This window comes from Pseudomonas fungipugnans, assembly GCF_029955235.1.
Classification (GTDB): domain Bacteria; phylum Pseudomonadota; class Gammaproteobacteria; order Pseudomonadales; family Pseudomonadaceae; genus Aquipseudomonas; species Aquipseudomonas fungipugnans.
This window is the reverse complement of sequence record NZ_JARBWL010000002.1, coordinates 2,832,046-2,853,542: the sequence shown is the minus strand read 5'-3', so window position 1 is coordinate 2,853,542 and position 21,497 is coordinate 2,832,046. Positions and strand designations below refer to the sequence as shown.

Sequence of the window (21,497 nt, the reverse complement as noted above, 5' to 3'; positions counted from 1 at the left end):
TTCATTGATCTCACGACTTCTGTGGGAGCGAGCCTGCTCGCGAAGGCGATAGCCAAGTCACCTCAGATCCAGGCCACTGCCAACAGCCCCGCTCCCAACACCACACACAACGGCGAATAAGCCCAAGTGTCGAGCCGGGCAAACCGCGAATTCTTGACCTGCTTGAAAAACCCCACCAGATTCGAATCACCGATGGCGCGGGCGAACATCAGCATCGCGATGGCGCTGATGACCCATTGCAGTGACCAGTGCTGCACCGTCGGCAGATACAGCCCGACACGCAGGCACACCAGCATCGCTATCAGCAACAACCCCACCGCCACCAGCAGCGTGGCAAACCCCGACGGCTTGAACGCCGGCCTGGATTCCCCACCCTCTTCTGCGGGCACCCGCGGCACCGCCGCTTCGCTGCCCCACTTGCCTCCCGCCGCCCAGTACAGGTGCACCAGGCTAATCAACAGGAAGATTGCAGCAATCCATTGCGCGACCAGTACATTCATCGTCAAGCATCCAGTGTGAAATGTTGCGGCAGGATGAACTTCCTTGAACAATTTTGTAAGGGCAAATTGTATCGACGGTGATAAAGTGCCGCTCCATGAAATTCGCCCGAACCGATCGCACGCTCATTGCCTGGATGCTCTACTGCTGCGTCCTGTTCAATGTGTTCGCCTGCAGCATCGGTCACGGGCAAATGGTCGGCCAGCAACTTAACGGTATCGGCGGCCAGTTCTGTACGCTAGACCCGACCACCCAGGCGCCCGCCGCCGCCAACACCTCCGAAGAAAAGCTGCCGACCCTGTCCAAGGCCTTCGGCTGCCCGCTGTGCTCCACAGGCGGCATGGGGCCGGCGTTCAATTCCAGCCTGACCCTGGTCATTCTTCCCGAGCAACACAGCCCGCCCGTGGCCGTCGTTGCCGATATCGACCTCCCTGCCCGTTATACCTGGCCGACCGCCAACCCTCGCGCCCCGCCGTTCGCCTGAATTTGTGCCGCTATCGACCAGCTCACTGCGCCAACGCGCGGCGTTCGCCTGTGCGCTGTTTCCTAGTCAAGTATTCAGGATTCAACAACGATGAAACGTATTCCTTTGCTGGCGAGCCTTTGCGGCTGCCTGTCTTTTAACGCCTGGGCGCAATCCGGCGTCGAGCTCGCGCCAATCACCATCGACGGCGAATCTGTCAGCGAGCCCGGCCTGAGCCTGGACCAATCCAGCGGCATGGCCTCGCGCCTGGGCTTGAGCATGCGGGAAACGCCAGCCTCGGTGGCCGTGGCCAACCGCAGCGATATCGAACGTCATGGTGCGCAAAACTTCCAGGATGCCGCCAATACCTTGCCAGGGGTGAATGCCAGCGCCCCACCGGGCTTCGGTGGATTCATCTCCTATCGCGGCTTCACCAGCAGCCAGATCACCCAGATGTTTAACGGTATCAATGTCTCCGGCGGCCTCGCGAGGCCGGTAGATGCGTGGATTTATGACCGGGTGGAACTGGTGGGCGGCCCGTCATCGCTGATCAACGGTGCAGGCTCGGTGGGCGGCTCATTGAACTACGTAACAAAACTGGCCACCCGCGAAGAGCAGGCTGCCGAGGGTCGCGTCAGCTATGGCAGCTACGACACCACCGAAACCGCGTTCGGCCTCAACCACGCCCTGAGCGAAGCCGGCGCCGATGTGCAGCACTATGCGCGACTGGACGTGAGCCACAACACCAGCAACGGCTACATTGACCGCCAGGAACGCGATGCCTGGAGCGTGGCGTTCTCATTGCTCAGCGATTTGACGCCCAATCTTTCCCACACCCTGGCCCTCGAATATCAGGATGAACACGAGGACAGTCCGTACTGGGGCACGCCCGTGCTCAACCCCAAGGCCGGTGAACTGAAGATCGACCGGCACAATCGCTTCAACAATTACAACGTCGCCGACGGGCGCTATGAGCAGCGCACGATCTGGCTGCGCTCGATCATCGATTACCGAATCAACGACAGCACCACGTTGCGCAATACGCTGTATCACCTCGACAGTCAGCGCGATTACCGCAACCTCGAAACCTATCAGTACAACGCCGACAACAGCGCAGTGAACCGCTCCACCGCGTATCAGGTACGGCACCAGGGCGAGCAGGACGGCAACCAGTTCGAACTGCGTCACGACAACACCCTGTTCGGTCTCGACACCACCTGGTCGGGCGGTTTCGAGTACAAGGTCAACCAGACCACCAACTCACCGCTGAACGTCAAAGGCACCAGCAGCGTCGACCCGAACCACTATCAGCCGGGCGACTTCTACGACATCCCCGGCACAAAACCAGGCTACATCAGCGACAAGACCAACTCAGTGACCACCAAGGCACTGTTCGCAGAAAACCGTCTGGCCCTGACCGACAAACTGGCGCTGCTCACTGGCTTGCGCTATGACGACATCGACCTGGACGTGACCAACCATCGCACCATCACCGCGGATAATCCGCGCCACCTCAAACGCAGCTGGGAGCCAGTGACCGGCCGGGTGGGCCTGACCTACCAGATCATTCCTGATGCCAACGTCTACGTGCAGTACAGCACGGCCGCCGAACAGCCCAACGGTACTCAAGACTTCGACGTGTCCACCGGCAAGCAATGGGAGGTCGGCAGCAAGTTCAACTACCTTGATGGCCGTGGTTCAGCGACGGTGGCGGCGTACCGGATCGAGCGCAAGGATTTTGCGGTGACCGATCCACTGGACCCCACCCAAAGCATTCCCGTGGGTCAGCAAACGTCAAAAGGCATCGAACTGGCGACGTCGTTGCGCATCACCGAGAAACTGTTGGCCGAAGGCAACGTTGCCTGGGTCGATGCGCAGTACGACGATTTCACCGAGAAAAATGCCGCAGGCGCAGTGGTATCGCGCAAGGGCAACACGCCCACCAACGTGCCGGACCGGGTCGGTAATCTGTGGCTCACCTATGATTTCGCACCGCAGTGGCAAGGCGGGGTTGATGCGCGCTACGTGGCGTCGGTGTATGCCGACAGCGCCAACACCATGACCGTGCCGTCATACACCCTCTTCGGTTCGTTTCTCAGCTATAAGGTGGATCAGCACACCACGGTCACTGGCCGGGTGCGCAACCTGACCAACGAGGTGTATGCCGAGTTTGCCCATGTATCGCCGGCTTACTACCTGGGTACGCCGCGTACGTTTGAGCTGGCGGTGCAGACGAAGTTTTAAAACATCGACTGGCTGACACCTGCCCTGTGCCGAGCAAGCTTGCTCGCCACAGGGAATACCAGGCTCCCCACGTTTACCGAAGACTGGCAGACACCTTATCCGCCACGTCCTTCGCCACCCACGCCTGCCACACATCCGGATGCGCTTTCATGAAGGCCTCGGCGGCCTCGCGTGGTGCCGTGTGTTTTTCGCTCATGTCAGCCAGGGCCTTGTTCAGCGGCCCGATCGGCAACTCAACCTTGCTGAAGAAATCGGCGATTTGCGGATACTGCTTCTGAAACGGCGCAGACACGCCAATCGACAGCTTGGACGCCAGCGAGCGGGTCGGTTTCGGATTGGGGTTGTCGGCATCGGTCAGGGTTTTCCAGGCCTCGGCATCAAATGGCGGCTCTTGCAGTTGAACCAGCTTGAAGCGACCGAGCAATGGTGTGGGTGACCAGTAATAGAACAGGATCGGCTTGCCGCGACGGATCGATGAACTGATCTCCGCATCCAGCGCCGCACCCGAGCCGCTGCGAAAATTCACAAAACTGTCGTTCAAGCCATAGGCCGTCAGTTTCTGCTTGTTGACCACTTCAGACGTCCAGCCTATGGGGCTGTTGAGGAAACGCCCCTTGCCCGGGCTTTCCGGATCACTGAACACGTCCTTGTAACGCGGCAGGTCGCTGACACTGTGCAGGTCCGGCGCCAGTGGCTTGATGCCCTTGGCCGGATCGCCCTTGATCACGTATTCGGGCACCCACCAGCCCTCGGTGGCACCTTTGACTGTATCGCCCAGACTGACGACCTTGCCTTCGGCTTCCGCCTTGACCCATACCGGACTGCGCCCTGCCCATTCCTCGCCAATAACCTGAATGTCATTGTTGGCCAGCGCGGTCTCCAGGGTGATGGTGGTGCCGGGCAAGGTGTCGGTCGGCAACCCGTACCCCTTCTCGACGATGATCCGCAGGATATCGGTGATCAGACTGCCGCTTTCCCAGTTCAGGTCGGCGAAATGTATCGGCGCCTGGGCTGGCACCTGGGCCGCAAAAACCGCCACCGGTGTTGCCAACACACCGAACGTGGCCAGGGTAGCGGCCAGCAACCGTCGAAATCCTTTCATGCCTTTGCACCTCGTGCTGTTCACAGCAATAGCAGGATGGCCTGACAGAACAGACCGCAAGCCTCTGAATACTCAGTCAACTGACTGTAGTAGAGGTTCCTGTTTTCGAGGAGTTTCGAGGGGCAGGGATTACTTTTCAGGAAGTTGCTGCAAGCACTGCAACGCCCTTCGCACCATGCTGGCGTATTCCGCCGGTTGTAACGTGTAGAGCTGCGAAGCCACCCAGGTCAGCCAGGCGCCCTGCAAAACAGCCTTTTGCGCAAACAACCGCCGGGCCTCGGCTTGGGCGCTGGCAAGGTGCTGTTCATGAAAGTCGGCGCGGCTCAGGGTCATTACTCGCTGGCCTTGAACGTCACCAGTTCGCCCTTGCGCCACTTGGCCGCCTTGGCGGTCACGGCTTTGAGGGTCTTGGTCAGGCCTTCCTGCAACTGCTGGTGGGCAGCGAACACCGTCACCACGCTATGGCCTTCCTTGAACACAATCGCGTGACCGTCGGCGGTTGTGACAAAGGCGTAATCACCCAGGCCATAAACCGTCAGTTTGATGTCACGAAACTTGATGTCCAGTTTGCCGCCTTCGCGGCTAGGCAGTACGGAGGCGCTGAAATGATCGCCGACCTTGAGTTTCAGGCCGGGTTTGTCATCCACCACCAACGCCGTTTCGGTATCGATTTCGGCAATGTAGATGCCTTCCGCGTTCTGTTCAGTGACATAGACAAAACGGGATTGAAACTGTTTAACCAACTTTGCACGCAAATCACCCAATACAAACAACGCATGCATATCAAGATTACTGACTGCCAAGGAAACATCCCCACATCTGAAAATGACGCTGCACGCACTAAAAACGCACAGCAAAAAAACGGCCATGGCGAAGGCGTTGCCGAATAAGCCGGGTCGAAAACCTGAACTGAGCAAAGCGCGAGGTGAGTGAGATTACTGGATTGTCACTCGCGCCGTCCCTCCTGAACGTCGTCAGACGTTGAAGGAAAACGCCCTTCTGGTGGCCAGAAAAGACGGACTACTAACTTTAGGGAAAAACCGCCGTAAGAAAAGCACTTTTCCGACATATTGCCCGCAAAAAATTGCTTTAGATGGGAGCAATCGCCAACCCGTGTTGGTGATTCTAGAGCAGCGATGCTCATAGAGACTACTCAAAACGACGTACGCACGTCGGTAAACCCATGAAAAGGACTTCTTATGTGCACACTGACCCACTTTGCGTCCCACCCCAACCCTTGCGCCCACCGCCCCTTGCCGCTGTTTCAACGCCACGTGATGAGCCGTGAGGCACTCTGCGTGCCGCGTTACCGGGTCGTGCTGGCGGGCATTGCCTTCTTTCATGTCAAGGAAACGTCTACTGGTCGTGTAAGAGGTTTCCGCAGCAGCCACAACGAAGCCTGCGCGCTGGCTCGCTCACTGGAGGTACGCGCCTGACACGTTGTACCTCACGCGTCCACAGGTGCGTTTCGTCACACCGACGACTTATCTCAGCCGCCGGCCTGCAACTACTGCCATACTGCCCGCCCCCATGAAACCCGTCCCCTGGGGGACGGGTTTCACCACAACCAACCATTACCAAGGGAAGGCTGCTACGTGACGGAATTTGATATTGGCGAATTTTTTATCCGCGGCGAAGCCAGAGAAGTCGAAGGCGAATTCCAGGCTGTCATCGTGATGCGCGCCAAGCCGCCCCTGACCACCGTAACCTATCACCAGGTGGAAAAGGACCGCTGGTTCAAAACCGCGGACGTGGCAACAGTCGCCGCCCAGGAAGCCGCCAAAGCCCTGAAGCTGGCCGTGGACGACGGGGCCTTGAAAGCCTGAGCAAAACTCGCCCCCTTCAAGGAACAGCCAGTGCGACCGATACAAAGGTGAGAATCCGTTTAAGAGCATCATGATGATCGACTTGAACCCACCTGCCTCCCTGGCACCGGCTCCGCAAAGCGTACGTTACAGCCCGCAACCAACCGATGACGACTCGACCACTCTGAATACCGGTTTCGGATTGGCGAGCGCGCAGCCACCCGACAGCGTCGCGAAAAGCCGCGCGAAACGCATCAAACAATTGAAACAGCAGATCCAGCAACTTCAGCAGAAGTTGCGGCGAGCCAATGCCCGCCTGGGGCAGGTCAAGAATGCTCGCGCCCGCTCTGAAGCCGGGCGCGCCATCGCCATCGCCTCGGCCAGGGCGCAAGTGCTGGCCGCCAGCAGTGCATTGACGATGGCCAGCAGCGCGCTGTTTCTGGCCGAGAACAGTGTGATGGGGATGGTTGATACGTCGGCGTGATGCAATATCCGGCCAGAACCTGTCACCGAATCTGCACCTGCGCCTACAAGGACCGCGTCAATGGCACGGTAAATTCTGTCAGATCAACTTACGCTTCACCGCTTCATCCAGCGTGCTCTGGGTCAGGTGCTTGAGCAGCCCGTCGCCGCGCTCACTGAACGGCGCGCCAACCACCAGCAGGATCTGCATCCAGGTGCGGGTGTTCTCTTTCTTGACGATCTTGCCCAACACATTGCCATCATGGTCCTTGAACACGGTTTCCAGGGTGAAAGTGTTGCTGAACGTGGTCGGAATCACAAACAAGGTAAAGCCGGTCAGCCACGCACTGACCACGCTGCCCTGTTCGTTGTTGGTCAGGGTGCTGGTGACGTAAAGGCTGGAGTCCACCTTGTCGGTGGTCACATTTTTGAACTGCCCGGACTCCTTGAACGTTTCCAGCATGCTTTTTTGTATCGCATCGGTATTGCCAGGCCCGCCCGACAACTCACCGTTGAACTGATACAGGGTGCTCACGTGCAGATAGGCGCTGGGCTTGTCCTGACGGGCCTGGGCCGGTGGCCACTGATCCACCGGTGGCAAATCGTGCCGGGAGTAGGAAATGCAGCCGGTCAGGGTGCTGCTGAACAGCATCAGCAACACAACAAGGTATTTATTCATGAGCAGCCAGTTCCTTTGACGGAGTACGCAATTGTGGGGTGGCGCTGGCCAGCAGTTGCGCAACCAGGTCGCGCAATTGGGTCGAGCCAAGACGGGTGTTGAGGTAATCGGAGTTCCACATGCCGACATTCTTGTCGAGCTTGACCTGTTCGACCGAACGGGCCAGTTGTTTGCCCTGGCGGTCTTCGATGATCAGCTCACCGGCCAGATCGTACTTGTCGATGTAGATCGGTCCGTCAACCCAGATCCAAATGGTCAGCGTCAGCAAGGCGCCTGGCAGGTAAGCCGGGTGCATGGTGCGTTTGCCGGCCAGCGAGGTCAGGTTGAACTTGAGCACCACGTCGTCATCGCCGGCCTTCGCCGGGAACACCACGGTGCGCTTGAAATAGTCGCTTTTATCGACATAGCGGCTGATCTGTTCGGTCAACTGCTTGCTGCCATTGCTGCGCACATTGCTGTCCAGATTCGGCGCGGAAATCACCACGTCACTGATCTCGGCACTGCGCTGGAGTGTAGTGGGAGCGCTACTCAGAGGGTCGCCGATGGGGCCGATCGGCGTAAACGATACACAACCGGTCAGCGACAGGCCGAGGGCGATGACAGCCAGATAAACAAGACGCTTCACTGCTTACATCCTTTTGATGCGGGATCGGGGGAGCGTCGGCTCGAAGAAATCGCACAAGGGACGGGAGGATCAGCATCAGGCCGGGCACCTGCGCAGTGAACATCGATGACATCCGTGTAGTGACTCTTTGAGCGGCGGCTTGATGACGCCAGAAACGCGGCGGCATCGTAATCCGCAGAGCGCCGATAGGCAATAGCCCTTTGCCATCATTTATCGCGATTCCGCAACGCACTCCAACCCATATCGAACTCTTGGCGCGCGGCCCTCTCAGATGCAATGACACTGCACTGACGCGTGCGCAGTTGCCGCGACTCAACCAGCAAGGAGATGAAGATGGATTCGCCCACCCACGATTTGAAAGGCCTGTTCGACCAGCTCGGCCTGGACTCCAGCGACAAAGCCATCGACGATTTCATCGCCAGCCATTCCCCGCTGGCTGACGACAAGAAACTGATCGACGCCGATTTCTGGACCCCGCAACAGTCTGCGTTCCTGAAAGAACAACTGCGCGAAGATGCCGACTGGGCGCGAGTGGTCGATGAGTTGAACCTGCGCATGCACCAGGCTCATTGACCACTGTGGGAGCGAGCCTGCTGGCGAAGGCGCCATGACATTCACATCAACGCTTGTCAGACCGAGCGCTATCGCCAGCAAGCTCGCTCCCACAAAGGTTGCGCTGTTTCTTGCACACTCAGTTGCGCCAGCCAGGCAGCCCTGCATTCTTCGGCTTCATCACGACTGGCGAACGCCGTCCCCCGGCGTTCGCCATTGAGCAGCACTACCCAGCAGACACTGCGCCCCATCACCCGCAAACTGGCGGGCACGCCGCTGCCAATCATCACCGCAACATCGACTTTGCCTTGCATGCTCACCTCTCCAACTTCATTAGCTGCCTAACTATCTAGGCATAGTAATGAGTTGATTCGAGAGGAAACAGCGAGCGCTGTGCACAGCTTTGTTGCACAACACGTAACAATCAGAGGCTCAACGCGGCCCCTGCGGCTTGTAACCCAGGCGTAAACCACCCCAATGCCGGCCCTTGAGCATGATCGGCACCGACAAGTCGTGCATCAATTCGCCGGTATCGCGGGTGTAGGTTTGCAACAGTACCGGTTGCTGGTGGCTGCCACAGCGGATGCCGGTGCGGTCGGCGAATTTGCGCTTGGTGCGGCTGTGCACGGTATCGACCTGCACATCGCCGGTCAGCGGCTGGCTGAATGCGTTGTTATGCGTTGGCACATAACCCTGCTGGGTGCAGGCGATGGCGAATACCAGCCCCTCATGACGCTGCAGCAATGGTTCCTGAATCGCCGGCAGGACCTGATCGGTGTAGCGGTCGAAGCGGGTCTGGAATTTGGCCGGGCTGGTATTGGGTATCGCCTGGTAATGACGGTCAAACAGATCGTCGAGGCTGACTCGGCCCTGATCGATATCCGCTTCAAAGCGCGCCGTTATCTGACTCGCGCCTTCGCGGGCCAGGTCGTAAATCCGCTGGTGATACTCATCCAGGCCAACTTGCGCCAGACGTTCGCTGATGGTTTCGGCCTGGCCTTCCATCTGCACGGCGGTCTGGGCCAGGCGCTGGGTCTGTTGATCGCTGATCGCCAGATCGCTGCGCATCTGTTCGATGGCGTGGAACAGGCCGTCAAGTTGCTCGCGATTGGTGTCCGCGCCCCGGGCGATTTCGCCGACCTGGTTTTCCACGCCCGCCGCCAACCGGGCGATGTTGTCCAGATGCTGGCCGGTGTGTTCCACCTGCCGCACACCGATGTCCAGGTCACTGGACAGTTGGCGGATCTGCTCGACCACTTGCGCCGTATGTTGCTGGATATCGGTGACCATCTCGCCGACCTCACCGGTGGCCGACGCCGTGCGGGCCGCCAGACCCCGCACTTCATCCGCCACCACCGCGAAACCGCGCCCATATTCCCCTGCCCTGGCCGCTTCGATGGCGGCGTTGAGCGCGAGCAGATTGGTCTGGCTGGCGATGGACTGGATCACCAGCGTCACGCGCTGGATATCATCACTGCGCAGGCTCAGGGCTTCGATCAATTGGCGACTGGCACTGGCGCGCTGGCTGAGCTGGTGCATGCGTGTAATGGATTCGACCAGTTCGGTACGCCCCGCCGCGCTGCTTTGATGCGCTTCGCTGGCAGCACTCAGGGCCTCGCGACTGAGGTTCGACGTGACGCGCTCGGTGGTGATCATCACTTCGGCATTACTGACAATGCGATTGGCAGCATCGAGTTGCGATTGCAGCTTCTCGGCCAGTTGCTTGACGGCAAACGCCACGCCTGCGGCGGACAGTGCGTTATGACTGGTGGTGTAGGAAAGATCGCGGGTCAGCTCGGCAATGGCGTTGCCGTTAATCTCAGGTGTTGTGTCGGGAAGTGCTCTGGAGCGCAGGCGCGGCAGCCAGACAATCAGTACCGCCAGCGGCAGGCCAAGGTAAAGCGACCAGCCCCACACGGCCATGGCGCAGAGCAGGAGCATCAGGGCGATGCTTTGCAGGGTCGGCGTCAGCCACATGTTCTTCGGCATAAGCACTGGTGCAGGCACTGGCCCGACCAGAGATCCGTCTCTTGTCATCTTCGTCATCCCATGCAACTTCTCATTGTTGTGGCTGCATTAAACGCCACTACAACGCCATTATCCATGGTCCGTTGGTCGTGAACGTTGAAGCAGGTCAATGAAGCAGGTCAATGGAAGTGCCGGGGAATCGCGGACGGCAGAAAACAAAGATCGCAGCCTGCGCCAGCTCCTACGGGATCGGTGTAGGAGCTGGCGCAGGCTGCGATCTTTTCAAGGCACCCACATCCAGTGGGGCGCCTCGCGGAATCAGGCCTGACGCTGGTGCTTGTCGATCTGCTCGTGACGCTCTTGAGCTTCGATGCAGTACTTGGTGGTCGGGCTGATCAGCAGGCGCTTGAGGCCAATGGCCTCGCCACTGTCGTCGCACCAGCCAAAGCTGTCTTCCTTGATGCGTTCCAGAGCCTGTTCCAGCTGAGGCAGCATGCGCTGGTCGCGATCGATCGCGTTGACCAGCCAGGTGCGCTCTTCTTCAACAGAAGCCGCGTCCGCCGGATCGGCCGGGGTGTCCAGGCTTTCGATGGCGATGCGGTTCTGCTCGATGCGCTCGTGGGTTTCGACTTTCATGTTCTGCAACAGCTCGGAGAAAAAAGCATGTTGCTCGGCATTCATGTAGTCATCCGCCGGCATGGCCAGCAACTTGTCCTTTGTCATTGATATCTCTATAAAAAAACGTGCATTAAGGCGAATTAGGGAGCGTTCCGGCGGACCTCGGTCGTCCGTCGCAAGGCGCCATTTATTCCAAGCGCCACCCGGCACTCAATTTACGAGGGGCGGCAGTCTAAGGCCGACTTGAGGCCTCAGCAACTGAAAAGACAGCGAATTTGTCCGACAACGCCTGCAAAGTGCTTCATGGCAGCCTTTGGGGCGGTCATCGGAGTGCGTTTATAGCAAAGAATTCCATCCAGCGGCTTTATATAGAAGACAAACGGCTGCGCCACGCAGATCAGGCGTGGCGCATTCGACGGTTTCGAGCGGGTTCAGCGCTTGAGTTTGCGCTTGTTGCGGTACTGGTCGATGACCACCGCCACTACAATGATCAGCCCTTTGATGATGTCCTGAATGTAGGCATCGACCCCGACAAAGGTGAAACCGCTGGCCATCACCCCGAGAATCAGTGCGCCAATCACTGTTCCGGTAATCCGCCCCACTCCGCCTGCCAGGCTGGTGCCGCCGATGACCGCTGCGGCAATCGCGTCCAGCTCATAGGACATGCCCATCCCCGCCTGCCCGGTCGCGGCACGGGCCGAAGCCACCACCCCAGCCAGCCCTGCGAGCAACCCGGCGATGCTGTAGACGATCACCAGATGGCGTTTGACGTTGATCCCCGAAGTACGCGCCGCCTGCATGTTGCCGCCAATGGCATAGGTGTACTTGCCGTATTTGGTGTAGCGCAGGGCGATGTGGAAAATCACCGCCACCACCAGGAAAATCACCACCGGCATCGCGCCATGGCCGATGGCGGTGTAGGAATCGGAAAGCATGCTCACTGGCTGGCCTTCGGTGTAATAGCGCGCCAGGCCACGGGCCGAGACCATCATGCCGAGGGTGGCAATGAACGGCGGGATGCCGGTGACCGCGATAATGCTGCCGTTGATCGCCCCCGCCAGCAGCCCGATCCCAAGCCCGGCAATCACCGGAATCCACACCGGCAAATCGGTCAGCGACGGAAACACCGCCCGAGCGAAGTCCGAGGTCTGCGCCAGGCTGGCGGCAATCATCGCCGACAACGCCAGCACCGAACCGGACGACAGGTCGATGCCGGTGGTGATGATCACCTGGGTCACGCCGATGGCCAGCAGGCCGATGATCGACACCTGCAAAATCATCAGCACCAGACGCTGGGAGTTCATCAGGAAGCTCTGGTCGCGGACGATCCAGCCAAACACTTCAAAGACCAGACCGATGCCGATCAGCACCAGGAAAATACTCAACTCGGTCGGAAAGCGCCGACGATGCTTGACCGGTGCCGTTGCCGGCTTGTTTTCCAGTATCGCGTTCATAACCACTCACCCTTCTGTTGCGTCACTGGCGAGGGCCGCAGCCACCGCCGACATCAATTAGTGAACCGCGGACATGCCCGAGGCCAGTTGCATCACCCGTTCCTGGGTCGCTTCACTGCGGTCGAGGGTGCCCATCAGGTCGCCCTCGTGCATGACCATCACCCGGTCGCTCATGCCCAGCACTTCCGGCAGTTCCGAGGAAATCATGATCACCGCCATGCCTTCGCTGGCCAGGTAGGAAATGAGCCGGTAGATCTCGGCCTTGGCGCCGACGTCGATGCCACGGGTCGGTTCGTCGAGGATCAGGATGCGCGGATTGGTCATCAGCCAGCGCGCCAGCAGGGCTTTCTGTTGATTGCCGCCGGACAGGGTGTCGATGCACTGCTCCAGCGACGGGGTTTTCACCCGCAGCTTCTTGCACATGTCTTCACACAGCACCCGCAGGGCTTTCTGCTGGATGAAACCGTGACCGGCGTAATGCGGCAGCACGGCCATCTCCATGTTCTCCAGCACCGACAGGCACGGGAACAGGCCGCTGAGCTTGCGATCCTCGGTCAGCAGGGCGAAGCCCTTTTCAATGGCCATGTGCGGATCGCTGATGCGCACCACCTGGCCGTCGAGACGAATCTCGCCGCCGTCGCTGGGGGTGATGCCGAAAATCGCTTCGGCGACGTTGGTCCGCCCCGAGCCCATCAGCCCGGCAATCCCGAGAATCTCACCGGCATGCAGGTCGAACGACACGCCTTTGAAAATACCGTCCAGTTTCAGGTCGCGCACCGACAGCAACAAATCACCGATCGGCTTTTCGCGCACCGGGAACAACTGGCTCAGTTCACGCCCCACCATCATCGAAATCAGACTGTCGCCGTCCATGCTGTCGGCCCGTTGCAAGCCGATGTAGGCGCCGTCGCGGAACACCGCCACTTCATCGGCGATGGCAAACACTTCGTTCATTTTGTGGGTGATGTAGATGATGCCTTTGCCCTGACTCTTGAGGTCGGCAATGATCGAAAACAGGTGGGCGACTTCTTTGTCGGTAATCGCTGAGGTCGGTTCGTCCATGATCAGGATGTCGGAGTCGTAGGACACCGCCTTGGCGATCTCGACCATCTGCCGTTCGGCGATGCTCAGGTTGCCCACCAGCTCCTCCGGATCAAGGTTGATCCGCAGACGCTCCAGCAGTTGGGCGGTGCAGCGGTGCATTTGCCGGTGGTCGATCATGTGCAGGCCGTTGAGCTGTTCGCGGCCGATCCAGATGTTCTCGGCGATGCTCATGTGCGGCATCAGGTTGAGTTCCTGGTGAATCATCGCGATACCGGCCTGCAAGGCCGCCAGCGGCGTGTCGAAGGTGACTTTCTTGCCTCGCAGGCGCAGTTCGCCGGCGTCCGGCTGGTAGATGCCGGCGATGATTTTCATCAGGGTGGATTTGCCCGCGCCGTTCTCGCCCATCAGGGCCAGTACGGAACCGGGGCGCACGCGCAGCTGTACATCGGACAAGGCCACCACACCGGGAAAGCCCTTGCTGACGTTGACGATCTCCAGCAAGTACGGCTCATCGCCAGGTGTAGCGGTTGGCTGGATACCCACCAACGGGGTGCTAGAAGCAGTCGCTGAAGCGAACATGATCAGGTACTCCATCAGCAAGGTCGCAGGTGCAACCTTGCGTGCTTATTGTTGTTATTGAACGGACGGGCTATTTGAACGTGTCGACGTTTTGCGGCGTGATCAGGCGGTACGGCACCCAGACGTTCTGTTCCACCGGTTGGTTCTTCGCCATTTTCACCGCCGTGTCGATAGAGCCATCAGCCTGGCCCTTGGCGTCCTGGAACACCGAGACCGTCATGTTGCCTTTCTTGATCGCGTTCAAGCCGTCAGGCGTGCCGTCGACACCGGCGATCAACACACTGCCCTTGTCCACACCGGCCTGTTGCAGGGCCATCGCGGCACCAATCGCCATTTCGTCATTGTTGGCCACGACCGCATCGAACTTGCGACCCTGGGTCAGCCAGTCGTTGACCAGCGTCATGCCTTTATCCCGCAACCAGATGCCGGTCTGCTCTTGCTCGATCTTGATGTTCGGGTACTGGCTCAGCACCTCTTTGACGCCCTTGGTGCGGTTGGTGGTGGAGTTGTTGGCCAGGTCGCCGAGCAGAATCACGATATCGCCCTTGCCGCCCATCTTGTCGGCCAGGTACTGCATCTGCATTTTGCCGGCCTCCTCGTCATTGGAGGCCACGGTGACCACACCCTTGGGCAGGTTCAGGTCATCGGGACGGCGGTTGACGTAGACCAGCGGAATGCCGGCCTTGACCGCCGCCTGAGTGATTTTCTGGGTAGCGGCCGTGTCCACCGGATTGACCACGATGGCATCGACCTTCTGGCTGATGAAATTCTCAACCTGGCTCAGCTGCTTGACCACATCGCTGCGGGCGTCTTCGAACTGCAGCTTGACGCCATCGGGATAGGACTTGGCTTTCTGGTCCATGGATTCACGCAGGTAGGTCAGCCAGGTGTCGTCGAACTGCGACATGCTGACGCCGATCTTCATGTCGGCGAGTGCCGCGCCGCTGGCGAACATCAGGGACAAGGCAAGTGAGGCAAAACGGATCTTGGTCTTCATGAAAAGTCTTTCTCCACATTCTTGTTGGTTTTATGGATAAGGCGGGACGATTTCAGTGAACAGGCAAGCGCACAATCGGCGCACCGGGAATACAGCAGACCAGGGCACCGTTGCGTTCAACACAGAGCAAGCGGGTAAGCAAAAGGAATGAGGCGCGAGGCAGATCGCGAATGAAGCGGTGCACAAGACGTGGAACAGGCAGAGCTGAGTGAATGGTTTTCATCGACGACACCTGACTTTGTTTCTTGTTTTTGGTTCGTCCTGCGCGTGTTCAAGACGGGCTTGAGCAAGAGCGGACGTTTGATAGTCGGCAACCTGAAAATGACTTTATTGGAAAATAATTTCTATATCAACTCATTTTAGAATTTTATTATGATTTTGTTCCATGACTCGCGAACAGTGCCAGTTCCACCACCTGATGGCATTCCGAACTGCGACGCGCAGCGTCCAGCACACGGGTGGTTGCCAGTGCATCACGGGCCTCCACCGGCAGTGGGCCACCGCTCTGTAACGCGGTTTGCAGCTGCGAATAGAACTGATTCCAGCACCCACGCTCGGCGGGCACTCGCTCGCGCACCTCGCCCTGCTCGAACCAGCCCCAGCGCCGATGCTCTTCCACGCCCCAGCGTTCGCCTTCGGTTTTCGGCGAGAGTCCGGCCAGTGCCTGCGCCTCCTGACCGTCCAGGCCATCAACGCTGTAGCAGCCCTGGGTACCGGTCACCCGAAACCGCGGACCCGGGGCGCTTTGCAGGCAACTGCCGCCCAAATGCGAAATCACGCCGTTGGCATGGGTCAGGGACACGAAGAAGCCGTTGTCGAAGACCTGGCCTTTTTCCTGGTACTCAAGCTCGGCATAGACGTGCGTCACCGGGCCGAATAATAGAAGCGCCTGGTCCACCAGATGACTGCCCAAATCGCGTAGAAAGCCGCCACCACTGCCGTTGTTCACTGACTTTGGCGAGTAGCGTTCAACTCGGGATTCGAAGCGGGTCACCTGCCCCAGTGCGCCGGAGTCGATGAGTTTGCGCACCGTGAGAAAATCCGAATCCCAGCGCCGGTTCTGATAGACGCTCAACCGCACGCCCTGGCGTTCGGCCATGGTGATCAGGGTCTGTGCCTGTTGCTCATCGGCGGCGAACGGCTTGTCGCTGACCACCGCCACCCCGTGCTCGATGCCGTCGAGTACCAGCGCCGGACGGCCCTTGAGCGGCGTGGAGATCACCAGCACATCGACACCCGCTTCCGTCAGCTGGCCGATGCTGTCGAAAGCCGGCACGCCGGGGTGTTCGGCGGCCAGCAGTTTGCGCCGCTCGGGGTCACGGGTGACCACGCCGACAAAAGTTGCGCCGGGCAAACTGCTGAGCAGCGGTGCATGAAAAAACCGGCCGCCATGGCCGTAACCGACAAGTCCGATACGCATGAAATTCTCCTTATGGAACGCGATCCCTGTGGCAGCGGGCTCGCTCCCACAGGTCATGTGCAAGGATTCAACCGCAGAGTTCGCGGGTCACTCGCTCAAGCATCATCCGGTTGGACGCGTCCGGCCGGTCTTCCCACGCGAACACCGACACCGTGGCGATGCCGTCGAACCCGATCTCGCGCAACGTGCCGAAAAACGCCGTCCAATCCACCTCACCCTGACCGATGTCCAGGTGCTGATGCACGGTGGCGACCACACCCGGTGGGTTGATGATGTAGCGCAACCCCGAGGACGCCTTGTGGTTATAGGTGTCGGCGATGATCAGGTGCGTCAGTTTCGAGCCGGCGTACTTGAGCATCGAGGCGATATCACCCACGCCGTCGTCATAGAAAAACGTGTGCGGCGCGGCATAAAGATAGTTGATCCATTCGCGATCCAGACCGCGAATGATGTCCACCGACTCGTTGTTGCGCTCGCAGAAATCATAAGGATGGGCCTGGATGTCGAGCTTGATGCCCTCGCGCTCGAACTCGGGCATCAGCTCGTCCATGGAGCGCATGAACTGGTTCTCACAGACCAGCGGGTTGTCCGACTGACCGGTGAACTCGGTGTTCACCAGTTCGCAATCCATCTCCACGGCAATCTGGATGGCTCGCTTCCAGTTGCGCACGGCCGCTACCCGCAGGCTCTCGTCGGCGGCGGCCCAGTGGTACATGGGTAATAAAGAGGAGAGCTTGACCCCGGTGTCGCTCAGGGCTTTGCGAAACTCCCTGATCCGCGCCTTGTCGACTCGCGGCGCCTTGTAGAACGGCAGGAAATCTTCGCGGGGGGACAGTTCGATGTGTTCGTAGCCCAGCTCGGCCACCTTGTCGACCATCTTGCCAAGCGACAGGGTGCGGTACATGTAGGGGTCTAGTGCGATGCGCATTTTCGATACTCCTTCACCAATTTCTCAGCCTTCGCACGTCCACTGTGGGAGCGGGCTCGCTCCCACAGGGAATCATCGTTAGCCGTAGAAGTGTGGGCGGTCAGGCAACGCGATTTTGACGATCTGCCCGTTGTTCTGCGCCTCGATGCACGCATCCGCCGCCACCGCCGCCGCAAACCCGTCCCACGCCGACGGCCCACCCACCTGCCCTGCGCGTACGCCATCAATGAACGCCTGCAACTCGACGTCATAAGCGGCAATGAACCGGTCCTTCCAGTCCATCAGGATCGCATTTGACAGCTTGGCGCCGCTGCGCATTTGCACTTGCTGCGGTTCCGGAAGTTTGGCGATGCCGGTCTCCCCTACCACTTCGCACTGGATGTCATAGCCGTACTGGCAGTTGACGAACACCTCGACGTCGATGCGTGTGCCCTTGGCGGTTTCCAGCAACACGATCTGCGGGTCTTTCAGGTGCGCCAGCGCCTTGCCGGACTTGCGCGGGAACACCACTTGCACCGAGACGTAGTCATCGGCCAGCAGCCAGCGCAGCACATCCAGTTCGTGGATCAGGGTGTCGGTGATGGCCATGTCGGTCTTGTAGTTTTCGCCCACGGTCGGGTTACGGTGGGCGCAATGCAGCATCAGCGGTTCGCCGATCTGGCCGCTGTCGATCACCGCTTTCAATGCGCGATAGCCTTGGTCGTACGGGCGCATGAAACCGACCTGCACCAGACGCTTGCCATGGGCCACTTCAGCCTCGACGATCCGGCGGCAACCTTCGGCAGTGACCGCCAGCGGTTTTTCGCAGAACACCGGCTTGCCGGCGGCAATCGCGGCCAGCACGAACTCTTCATGGCTCGGGCCCCAGGACGTTACCAGAATCGCCTCGACATCCGCCGCCTTGATCAGCGCGTGGCCGTCCGGATAGACCTCGGCGGTCAGCTTCAGGTCAGCAACCACTTTCGCGGCCTGCTGCAAATTGATGTCGGTGACCGCCACCACCTGGCTGTTGAGCAAGGTCTGGCTGCAGCGACGAATGTGGTCCTGGCCGATGGCCCCAGTGCCGATGACGCCTAGCTTCAATGACATAAAGAGAGACTCCAGATTGATTGTTGGTTTTCAGGGCAATCAGTACTGACGGGCCTTGGCCAGTCGTTCGTTCAGGGTCTTGGCCACCGCATCGGTTCGGGCGCTGGTGGAGACTTGCGCCACGCCGACCCGCCACCACGACAGGTATTTGTGAATCATGGTTTTCGGCAGCACCTTGATGTCGATCAGCGTCGACACCGTCTGCAAGCGCGCATCGGCCAACGCCGCCTGCAACTCTTCAACGGTGTTCACTTTGTAGGTCTTGCAACCATAGGCCGCCGCGCTCATCGCGAAGTCCACCGGCACAAAACCGCCATCGAGCTTGCCGGTTTCCGGATTACGGAAACGGAACTCGGTGCCGAAGCTGTCCATGCCGTGTTCCATTTGCAGGTTGTTGATGCAACCGAAGGTCATGTTGTCCAGCAGCACCACGTTGATCTTGCGCCGCTCCTGAATCGAGGTCGCCAGCTCCGAGTGCAGCATCATGTACGAGCCATCGCCGACCAGCGCATAGACCTCGCGCTCAGGCTCGGCGAGTTTCACGCCGAGTGCGGCATTCACCTCGTAGCCCATGCACGAATAGCCGTATTCGACGTGATAGGTGTTCACGCCCTTGCTGCGCCAGCTGCGTTGCAAATCACCCGGCAGGCTGCCGGCGGCGGCAACGATCACCGCATCATCGGCCAGGGTCTCATTGAGCACGCCGAGCACGCGGCTCTGGGTCAGGCAGGAACCGGTCAGCTCGATGAATTCACGCAGGACGGCCGGGTCCATGTGGTCGTTGATTTCCGGAACGAAGTCCTCGCTCTGGTATTCGGCCTGATAGATGCGGTCGACTTCGGCATCCAACTGCGCCCTGGCCAGGCGGGGTTGATCGCCCCACGCGGCGCGGTAATCGCCCAGTGCTTCGGCGAGCGCCTGCAAACCGGTTTTCGCGTCGGCCAGCAATTGCACGCCGTCGAGTTTCAGGGCATCGCAGGGGCTGATATTCAGGTTGAGAAACTGCACCTCGGGGTGCTGGAACAAGGACTTCGAAGCCGTAGTGAAATCGCTGTAGCGGGTGCCGATTCCAATGATCAGGTCCGCGTCTCTGGCCAGCAGATTGGCCGCCAGACAACCGGTTTCGCCAATGCCGCCGACGTTCAGCGGATGGCTGGACACCACCGCGCTCTTGCCGGCCTGGGTTTCGGCGAAAGGAATGTCGAAGCGCTCGGCAAATGCCTGCAACGCTGCGTTGGCGCCAGAGTATTTGACCCCGCCACCACAAATGATCAGCGGCTTGCGCTTGCCTTTGAACAGCGCCAGCGCATCGCCGAGCATGGCGTCAGTGGCCGGCCGCCGCTCGATGCGGTGCACGCGTTTTTGCAGGAAATAATCGGGGTAGTCATAGGCCTCGGCCTGCACGTCTTGCGGCAAGGCCAGGGTCACGGCGCCGGTCTCGGCGGGGTCGGTCAGCACGCGCATGGCGTGGATCGCGGCGGTCATCAACTGCTCGGGACGGTTGATGCGGTCCCAGTATTTGCTCACGGCCTTGAAGGCATCGTTGGTGCTGATGCTCAGGTCGTGGAACTGTTCGATCTGTTGCAATACCGGGTCGGGTTGGCGGCAGGCGTAGACGTCGCCAGGCAACAGCAACAGCGGAATGCGGTTGGCCGTGGCAGTGGCGGCAGCCGTGAGCATGTTCGCCGCGCCGGGTCCGACCGAGGAAGAGCAGGCGTAGATCTTGCGCCGCAGGTGTTGCTTGGCAAAACCGATGGCCGCGTGCGCCATGCCTTGCTCGTTGCGGCCCTGGTGGACGATCAGGTCGCCGCTGTCCTGTTCCAGCGCCTGGCCCAGACCCAGCACGTTGCCGTGGCCAAAAATAGTGAAGAGCCCGGCGACGAATTTGCTTTGAACCCCATCGACCTCGATGTACTGGTTATCGAGGAATTTCACCAGGGCCTGGGCCATGGTCAGTCTTGTTGTGGTCATGCTTGCACCTTCCTTTGAAGCCAAATCAGGTGTTGGCTGTGAACATCAATCACCGTGGGAGCGGGCTTGCCCGCGATTGCGATCCTCCTGACACATTGATATTGAATGTGCCGTCGTCATCGCGGGCAAGCCCGCTCCCACAGTTGATCTCCATCAATTCGATAACGGTGTCAGGCCAAAGCGTTCTTCAGGTGATCCATACTCGCCCCGATCGCCTGTTCGATGTCCGCCAACCCATGCACGCTGTCGGCAAACGGTTCGAACGACAGGTAGCCGCTGTAACCGGTGCTGAGCAACGTCTCGATCTGCGCCGCATTGCCAAGAATGTCGCCCTCGCCCACCAGCACCCGGTGGCCATCGCGGATGCTCGCCAGCGGCGCCTCGGCATCTTCGACGCCGGAGATGTGCACCAGCCCGGTCAGCTCGGGGAAGAACTCATGCTCACTGGCCAGGTGATGGTGAAACGTGTCGTGAACCAGACGGAATACATCCAGCCCGCCAATCGCCTTGATCGCGTCCACCGCCGGACGTTTGCGGCGCAACGAGCACTCTTCAAACCCCAGCGGCTCAATGAAACCGAGGATGCCGTGATCGCGCAGGATCGGCGCCAGTTCAGTCAATGCCGTGCGCAAACCCGACGCACGTTCGGCTTCGTTGCGCGGGTCGCCGCGTTCGTTCAACGGGCACATCACCAACCCCTGCGCGCCGCAATCACGGGCATAGGCCGCCAGTTTCAGCGCTTGCGCCCGGCGCTCGTCATTCCACACATCAAAGGGGTACAGGGCGTTGATCGACAGCACGGCGATGCCTTTGGCCGCGCACAATTCGCGCACGCGCTGCGGCGCGGTGCCGTCTTCGATCTCGACGCCTTTGAGGTCATTGCGGATCTCGATGGCGTCGGCCTTGAGCGCCACGGCCAGGTCGATGAACGCTGGCAGCGACAAACGGGGGGCGACCATACGGTTCAGGGCGAAACGCAGGGGCTTGCTCATTGTTTTT

General features: G+C 59.7%; 23 protein-coding genes. 6 read left to right on the top strand and 17 right to left on the bottom strand.

The window, feature by feature from the left end; translation table 11 throughout:
• Window positions 1-62: 62 nt before the first annotated feature.
• Entirely contained in the window at window positions 63-500 is a 438-nt protein-coding gene (locus tag POF45_RS28430; protein ID WP_282317302.1) for a DUF3995 domain-containing protein, read from the bottom strand.
• Window positions 501-595: 95 nt separating this feature from the next.
• On the opposite strand from POF45_RS28430, the gene POF45_RS28425 reads away from it, so the two are divergent.
• Window positions 596-982, top strand: coding sequence for a DUF2946 domain-containing protein (locus POF45_RS28425; protein WP_282317301.1), 387 nt, complete (start codon window positions 596-598; stop codon window positions 980-982).
• A 90-nt stretch (window positions 983-1,072) separates the two neighbouring features.
• Window positions 1,073-3,205: a TonB-dependent receptor gene (locus POF45_RS28420; protein ID WP_282317300.1), complete on the top strand. Its 2,133-nt coding sequence runs from the start codon at window positions 1,073-1,075 to the stop codon at window positions 3,203-3,205.
• A gap of 73 nt (window positions 3,206-3,278) precedes the next feature.
• Here POF45_RS28420 and POF45_RS28415 read toward each other — a convergent pair whose 3' ends face one another.
• From POF45_RS28415 to POF45_RS28405, 3 genes are all read right to left on the bottom strand, one after another.
• Window positions 3,279-4,307: an ABC transporter substrate-binding protein gene (locus POF45_RS28415; protein ID WP_282317299.1), complete on the bottom strand. Its 1,029-nt coding sequence runs from the start codon at window positions 4,305-4,307 to the stop codon at window positions 3,279-3,281.
• A gap of 129 nt (window positions 4,308-4,436) precedes the next feature.
• Window positions 4,437-4,640 (bottom strand): hypothetical protein, encoded by a 204-nt coding sequence (locus POF45_RS28410; RefSeq protein ID WP_282317298.1) that lies wholly within the window; start codon window positions 4,638-4,640, stop codon window positions 4,437-4,439.
• A complete protein-coding gene (locus POF45_RS28405; protein WP_259503139.1) occupies window positions 4,640-5,089 on the bottom strand; it encodes a hypothetical protein in 450 nt (149 codons plus the stop codon). Before POF45_RS28405 ends, POF45_RS28410 begins: the two co-directional genes overlap by 1 nt.
• A 417-nt stretch (window positions 5,090-5,506) precedes the next feature.
• Here POF45_RS28405 and POF45_RS28400 point away from each other — a divergent pair, with 417 nt between their 5' ends.
• The 3 genes from POF45_RS28400 (at window position 5,507) to POF45_RS28390 (ending at window position 6,596) form a co-directional block, all read left to right on the top strand.
• Entirely contained in the window at window positions 5,507-5,743 is a 237-nt protein-coding gene (locus POF45_RS28400; protein ID WP_259502466.1) for a hypothetical protein, read from the top strand.
• 159 nt (window positions 5,744-5,902) lie between these two features.
• Window positions 5,903-6,133, top strand: coding sequence for a hypothetical protein (locus tag POF45_RS28395; RefSeq protein WP_259502465.1), 231 nt, complete (start codon window positions 5,903-5,905; stop codon window positions 6,131-6,133).
• Between the two features lie 73 nt (window positions 6,134-6,206).
• On the top strand, window positions 6,207-6,596 hold the full coding sequence (locus tag POF45_RS28390; RefSeq protein ID WP_282317297.1) for a hypothetical protein: 390 nt from the start codon (window positions 6,207-6,209) through the stop codon (window positions 6,594-6,596).
• 78 nt (window positions 6,597-6,674) lie between these two features.
• Here the strand turns inward: POF45_RS28390 and POF45_RS28385 are convergent, their stop codons facing one another.
• Both POF45_RS28385 and POF45_RS28380 read right to left on the bottom strand, forming a co-directional pair.
• Complete coding sequence (locus POF45_RS28385; protein WP_282317296.1) at window positions 6,675-7,253, bottom strand: hypothetical protein; 579 nt, start codon at window positions 7,251-7,253, stop codon at window positions 6,675-6,677.
• Window positions 7,246-7,878 (bottom strand): hypothetical protein, encoded by a 633-nt coding sequence (locus tag POF45_RS28380; RefSeq protein ID WP_282317295.1) that lies wholly within the window; start codon window positions 7,876-7,878, stop codon window positions 7,246-7,248. Before POF45_RS28380 ends, POF45_RS28385 begins: the two co-directional genes overlap by 8 nt.
• Before the next feature lie 333 nt (window positions 7,879-8,211).
• On the opposite strand from POF45_RS28380, the gene POF45_RS28375 reads away from it, so the two are divergent.
• Window positions 8,212-8,451, top strand: coding sequence for a DUF2789 domain-containing protein (locus tag POF45_RS28375; protein ID WP_259502461.1), 240 nt, complete (start codon window positions 8,212-8,214; stop codon window positions 8,449-8,451).
• Between the two features lie 68 nt (window positions 8,452-8,519).
• Here the strand turns inward: POF45_RS28375 and POF45_RS28370 are convergent, their stop codons facing one another.
• The 11 genes from POF45_RS28370 to POF45_RS28320 all read right to left on the bottom strand — a co-directional run bounded on the left by POF45_RS28370 (window position 8,520) and on the right by POF45_RS28320 (window position 21,490).
• Window positions 8,520-8,744, bottom strand: a complete 225-nt coding sequence (locus POF45_RS28370; protein ID WP_259502460.1) for a hypothetical protein — start codon at window positions 8,742-8,744, stop codon at window positions 8,520-8,522.
• 118 nt (window positions 8,745-8,862) lie between these two features.
• Window positions 8,863-10,086: a methyl-accepting chemotaxis protein gene (locus POF45_RS28365; protein WP_431978634.1), complete on the bottom strand. Its 1,224-nt coding sequence runs from the start codon at window positions 10,084-10,086 to the stop codon at window positions 8,863-8,865.
• Between the two features lie 630 nt (window positions 10,087-10,716).
• A complete protein-coding gene (locus POF45_RS28360; protein ID WP_007907888.1) occupies window positions 10,717-11,121 on the bottom strand; it encodes a TraR/DksA family transcriptional regulator in 405 nt (134 codons plus the stop codon).
• 326 nt (window positions 11,122-11,447) lie between these two features.
• Entirely contained in the window at window positions 11,448-12,470 is a 1,023-nt protein-coding gene (locus POF45_RS28355) for an ABC transporter permease (protein ID WP_282317292.1), read from the bottom strand.
• Between the two features lie 57 nt (window positions 12,471-12,527).
• The gene (locus POF45_RS28350) at window positions 12,528-14,093 is read right to left on the bottom strand and encodes a sugar ABC transporter ATP-binding protein (protein ID WP_259502457.1); all 1,566 of its coding nucleotides are present in this window, start codon (window positions 14,091-14,093) and stop codon (window positions 12,528-12,530) included.
• A gap of 70 nt (window positions 14,094-14,163) precedes the next feature.
• Window positions 14,164-15,090 (bottom strand): sugar ABC transporter substrate-binding protein, encoded by a 927-nt coding sequence (locus POF45_RS28345; protein ID WP_259502456.1) that lies wholly within the window; start codon window positions 15,088-15,090, stop codon window positions 14,164-14,166.
• A gap of 370 nt (window positions 15,091-15,460) precedes the next feature.
• Entirely contained in the window at window positions 15,461-16,510 is a 1,050-nt protein-coding gene (locus POF45_RS28340; RefSeq protein ID WP_259502455.1) for a Gfo/Idh/MocA family protein, read from the bottom strand.
• 67 nt (window positions 16,511-16,577) lie between these two features.
• Window positions 16,578-17,438, bottom strand: coding sequence for a sugar phosphate isomerase/epimerase family protein (locus POF45_RS28335; RefSeq protein ID WP_282317291.1), 861 nt, complete (start codon window positions 17,436-17,438; stop codon window positions 16,578-16,580).
• A gap of 78 nt (window positions 17,439-17,516) precedes the next feature.
• On the bottom strand, window positions 17,517-18,527 hold the full coding sequence (gene iolG / locus POF45_RS28330) for a bifunctional inositol 2-dehydrogenase/D-chiro-inositol 1-dehydrogenase (protein ID WP_259502453.1): 1,011 nt from the start codon (window positions 18,525-18,527) through the stop codon (window positions 17,517-17,519).
• 39 nt (window positions 18,528-18,566) lie between these two features.
• Window positions 18,567-20,498 carry a 3D-(3,5/4)-trihydroxycyclohexane-1,2-dione acylhydrolase (decyclizing) gene (gene iolD, locus POF45_RS28325; protein WP_282317290.1) on the bottom strand — a complete coding sequence of 644 codons (1,932 nt, stop codon included), beginning with the start codon at window positions 20,496-20,498 and terminating at the stop codon, window positions 18,567-18,569.
• Window positions 20,499-20,668: 170 nt separating this feature from the next.
• Window positions 20,669-21,490, bottom strand: coding sequence for a TIM barrel protein (locus tag POF45_RS28320; protein WP_282317289.1), 822 nt, complete (start codon window positions 21,488-21,490; stop codon window positions 20,669-20,671).
• Between the last annotated feature and the right edge of the window lie 7 nt (window positions 21,491-21,497).

What these genes read in the sequence shown, in the direction of transcription:
- POF45_RS28375 (WP_259502461.1), top strand. Translation starts at nt 8,212, where the DNA reads ATGGATTCGCCCACCCACGATTTGAAAGGCCTGTTCGACCAGCTCGGC.
- iolD (WP_282317290.1), bottom strand. Translation starts at nt 20,498, where the DNA reads ATGACCACAACAAGACTGACCATGGCCCAGGCCCTGGTGAAATTCCTC.
- POF45_RS28400 (WP_259502466.1), top strand. Translation starts at nt 5,507, where the DNA reads ATGTGCACACTGACCCACTTTGCGTCCCACCCCAACCCTTGCGCCCAC.
- POF45_RS28405 (WP_259503139.1), bottom strand. Translation starts at nt 5,089, where the DNA reads ATGCATGCGTTGTTTGTATTGGGTGATTTGCGTGCAAAGTTGGTTAAA.
- POF45_RS28370 (WP_259502460.1), bottom strand. Translation starts at nt 8,744, where the DNA reads ATGCAAGGCAAAGTCGATGTTGCGGTGATGATTGGCAGCGGCGTGCCC.
- POF45_RS28350 (WP_259502457.1), bottom strand. Translation starts at nt 14,093, where the DNA reads ATGTTCGCTTCAGCGACTGCTTCTAGCACCCCGTTGGTGGGTATCCAG.
- iolG (WP_259502453.1), bottom strand. Translation starts at nt 18,527, where the DNA reads ATGTCATTGAAGCTAGGCGTCATCGGCACTGGGGCCATCGGCCAGGAC.
- POF45_RS28340 (WP_259502455.1), bottom strand. Translation starts at nt 16,510, where the DNA reads ATGCGTATCGGACTTGTCGGTTACGGCCATGGCGGCCGGTTTTTTCAT.
- POF45_RS28420 (WP_282317300.1), top strand. Translation starts at nt 1,073, where the DNA reads ATGAAACGTATTCCTTTGCTGGCGAGCCTTTGCGGCTGCCTGTCTTTT.
- POF45_RS28360 (WP_007907888.1), bottom strand. Translation starts at nt 11,121, where the DNA reads ATGACAAAGGACAAGTTGCTGGCCATGCCGGCGGATGACTACATGAAT.
- POF45_RS28385 (WP_282317296.1), bottom strand. Translation starts at nt 7,253, where the DNA reads ATGAATAAATACCTTGTTGTGTTGCTGATGCTGTTCAGCAGCACCCTG.
- POF45_RS28365 (WP_431978634.1), bottom strand. Translation starts at nt 10,086, where the DNA reads ATGATCACCACCGAGCGCGTCACGTCGAACCTCAGTCGCGAGGCCCTG.
- POF45_RS28425 (WP_282317301.1), top strand. Translation starts at nt 596, where the DNA reads ATGAAATTCGCCCGAACCGATCGCACGCTCATTGCCTGGATGCTCTAC.
- POF45_RS28345 (WP_259502456.1), bottom strand. Translation starts at nt 15,090, where the DNA reads ATGAAGACCAAGATCCGTTTTGCCTCACTTGCCTTGTCCCTGATGTTC.
- POF45_RS28390 (WP_282317297.1), top strand. Translation starts at nt 6,207, where the DNA reads ATGATCGACTTGAACCCACCTGCCTCCCTGGCACCGGCTCCGCAAAGC.
- POF45_RS28410 (WP_282317298.1), bottom strand. Translation starts at nt 4,640, where the DNA reads ATGACCCTGAGCCGCGCCGACTTTCATGAACAGCACCTTGCCAGCGCC.
- POF45_RS28320 (WP_282317289.1), bottom strand. Translation starts at nt 21,490, where the DNA reads ATGAGCAAGCCCCTGCGTTTCGCCCTGAACCGTATGGTCGCCCCCCGT.
- POF45_RS28430 (WP_282317302.1), bottom strand. Translation starts at nt 500, where the DNA reads ATGAATGTACTGGTCGCGCAATGGATTGCTGCAATCTTCCTGTTGATT.
- POF45_RS28335 (WP_282317291.1), bottom strand. Translation starts at nt 17,438, where the DNA reads ATGCGCATCGCACTAGACCCCTACATGTACCGCACCCTGTCGCTTGGC.
- POF45_RS28415 (WP_282317299.1), bottom strand. Translation starts at nt 4,307, where the DNA reads ATGAAAGGATTTCGACGGTTGCTGGCCGCTACCCTGGCCACGTTCGGT.
- POF45_RS28355 (WP_282317292.1), bottom strand. Translation starts at nt 12,470, where the DNA reads ATGAACGCGATACTGGAAAACAAGCCGGCAACGGCACCGGTCAAGCAT.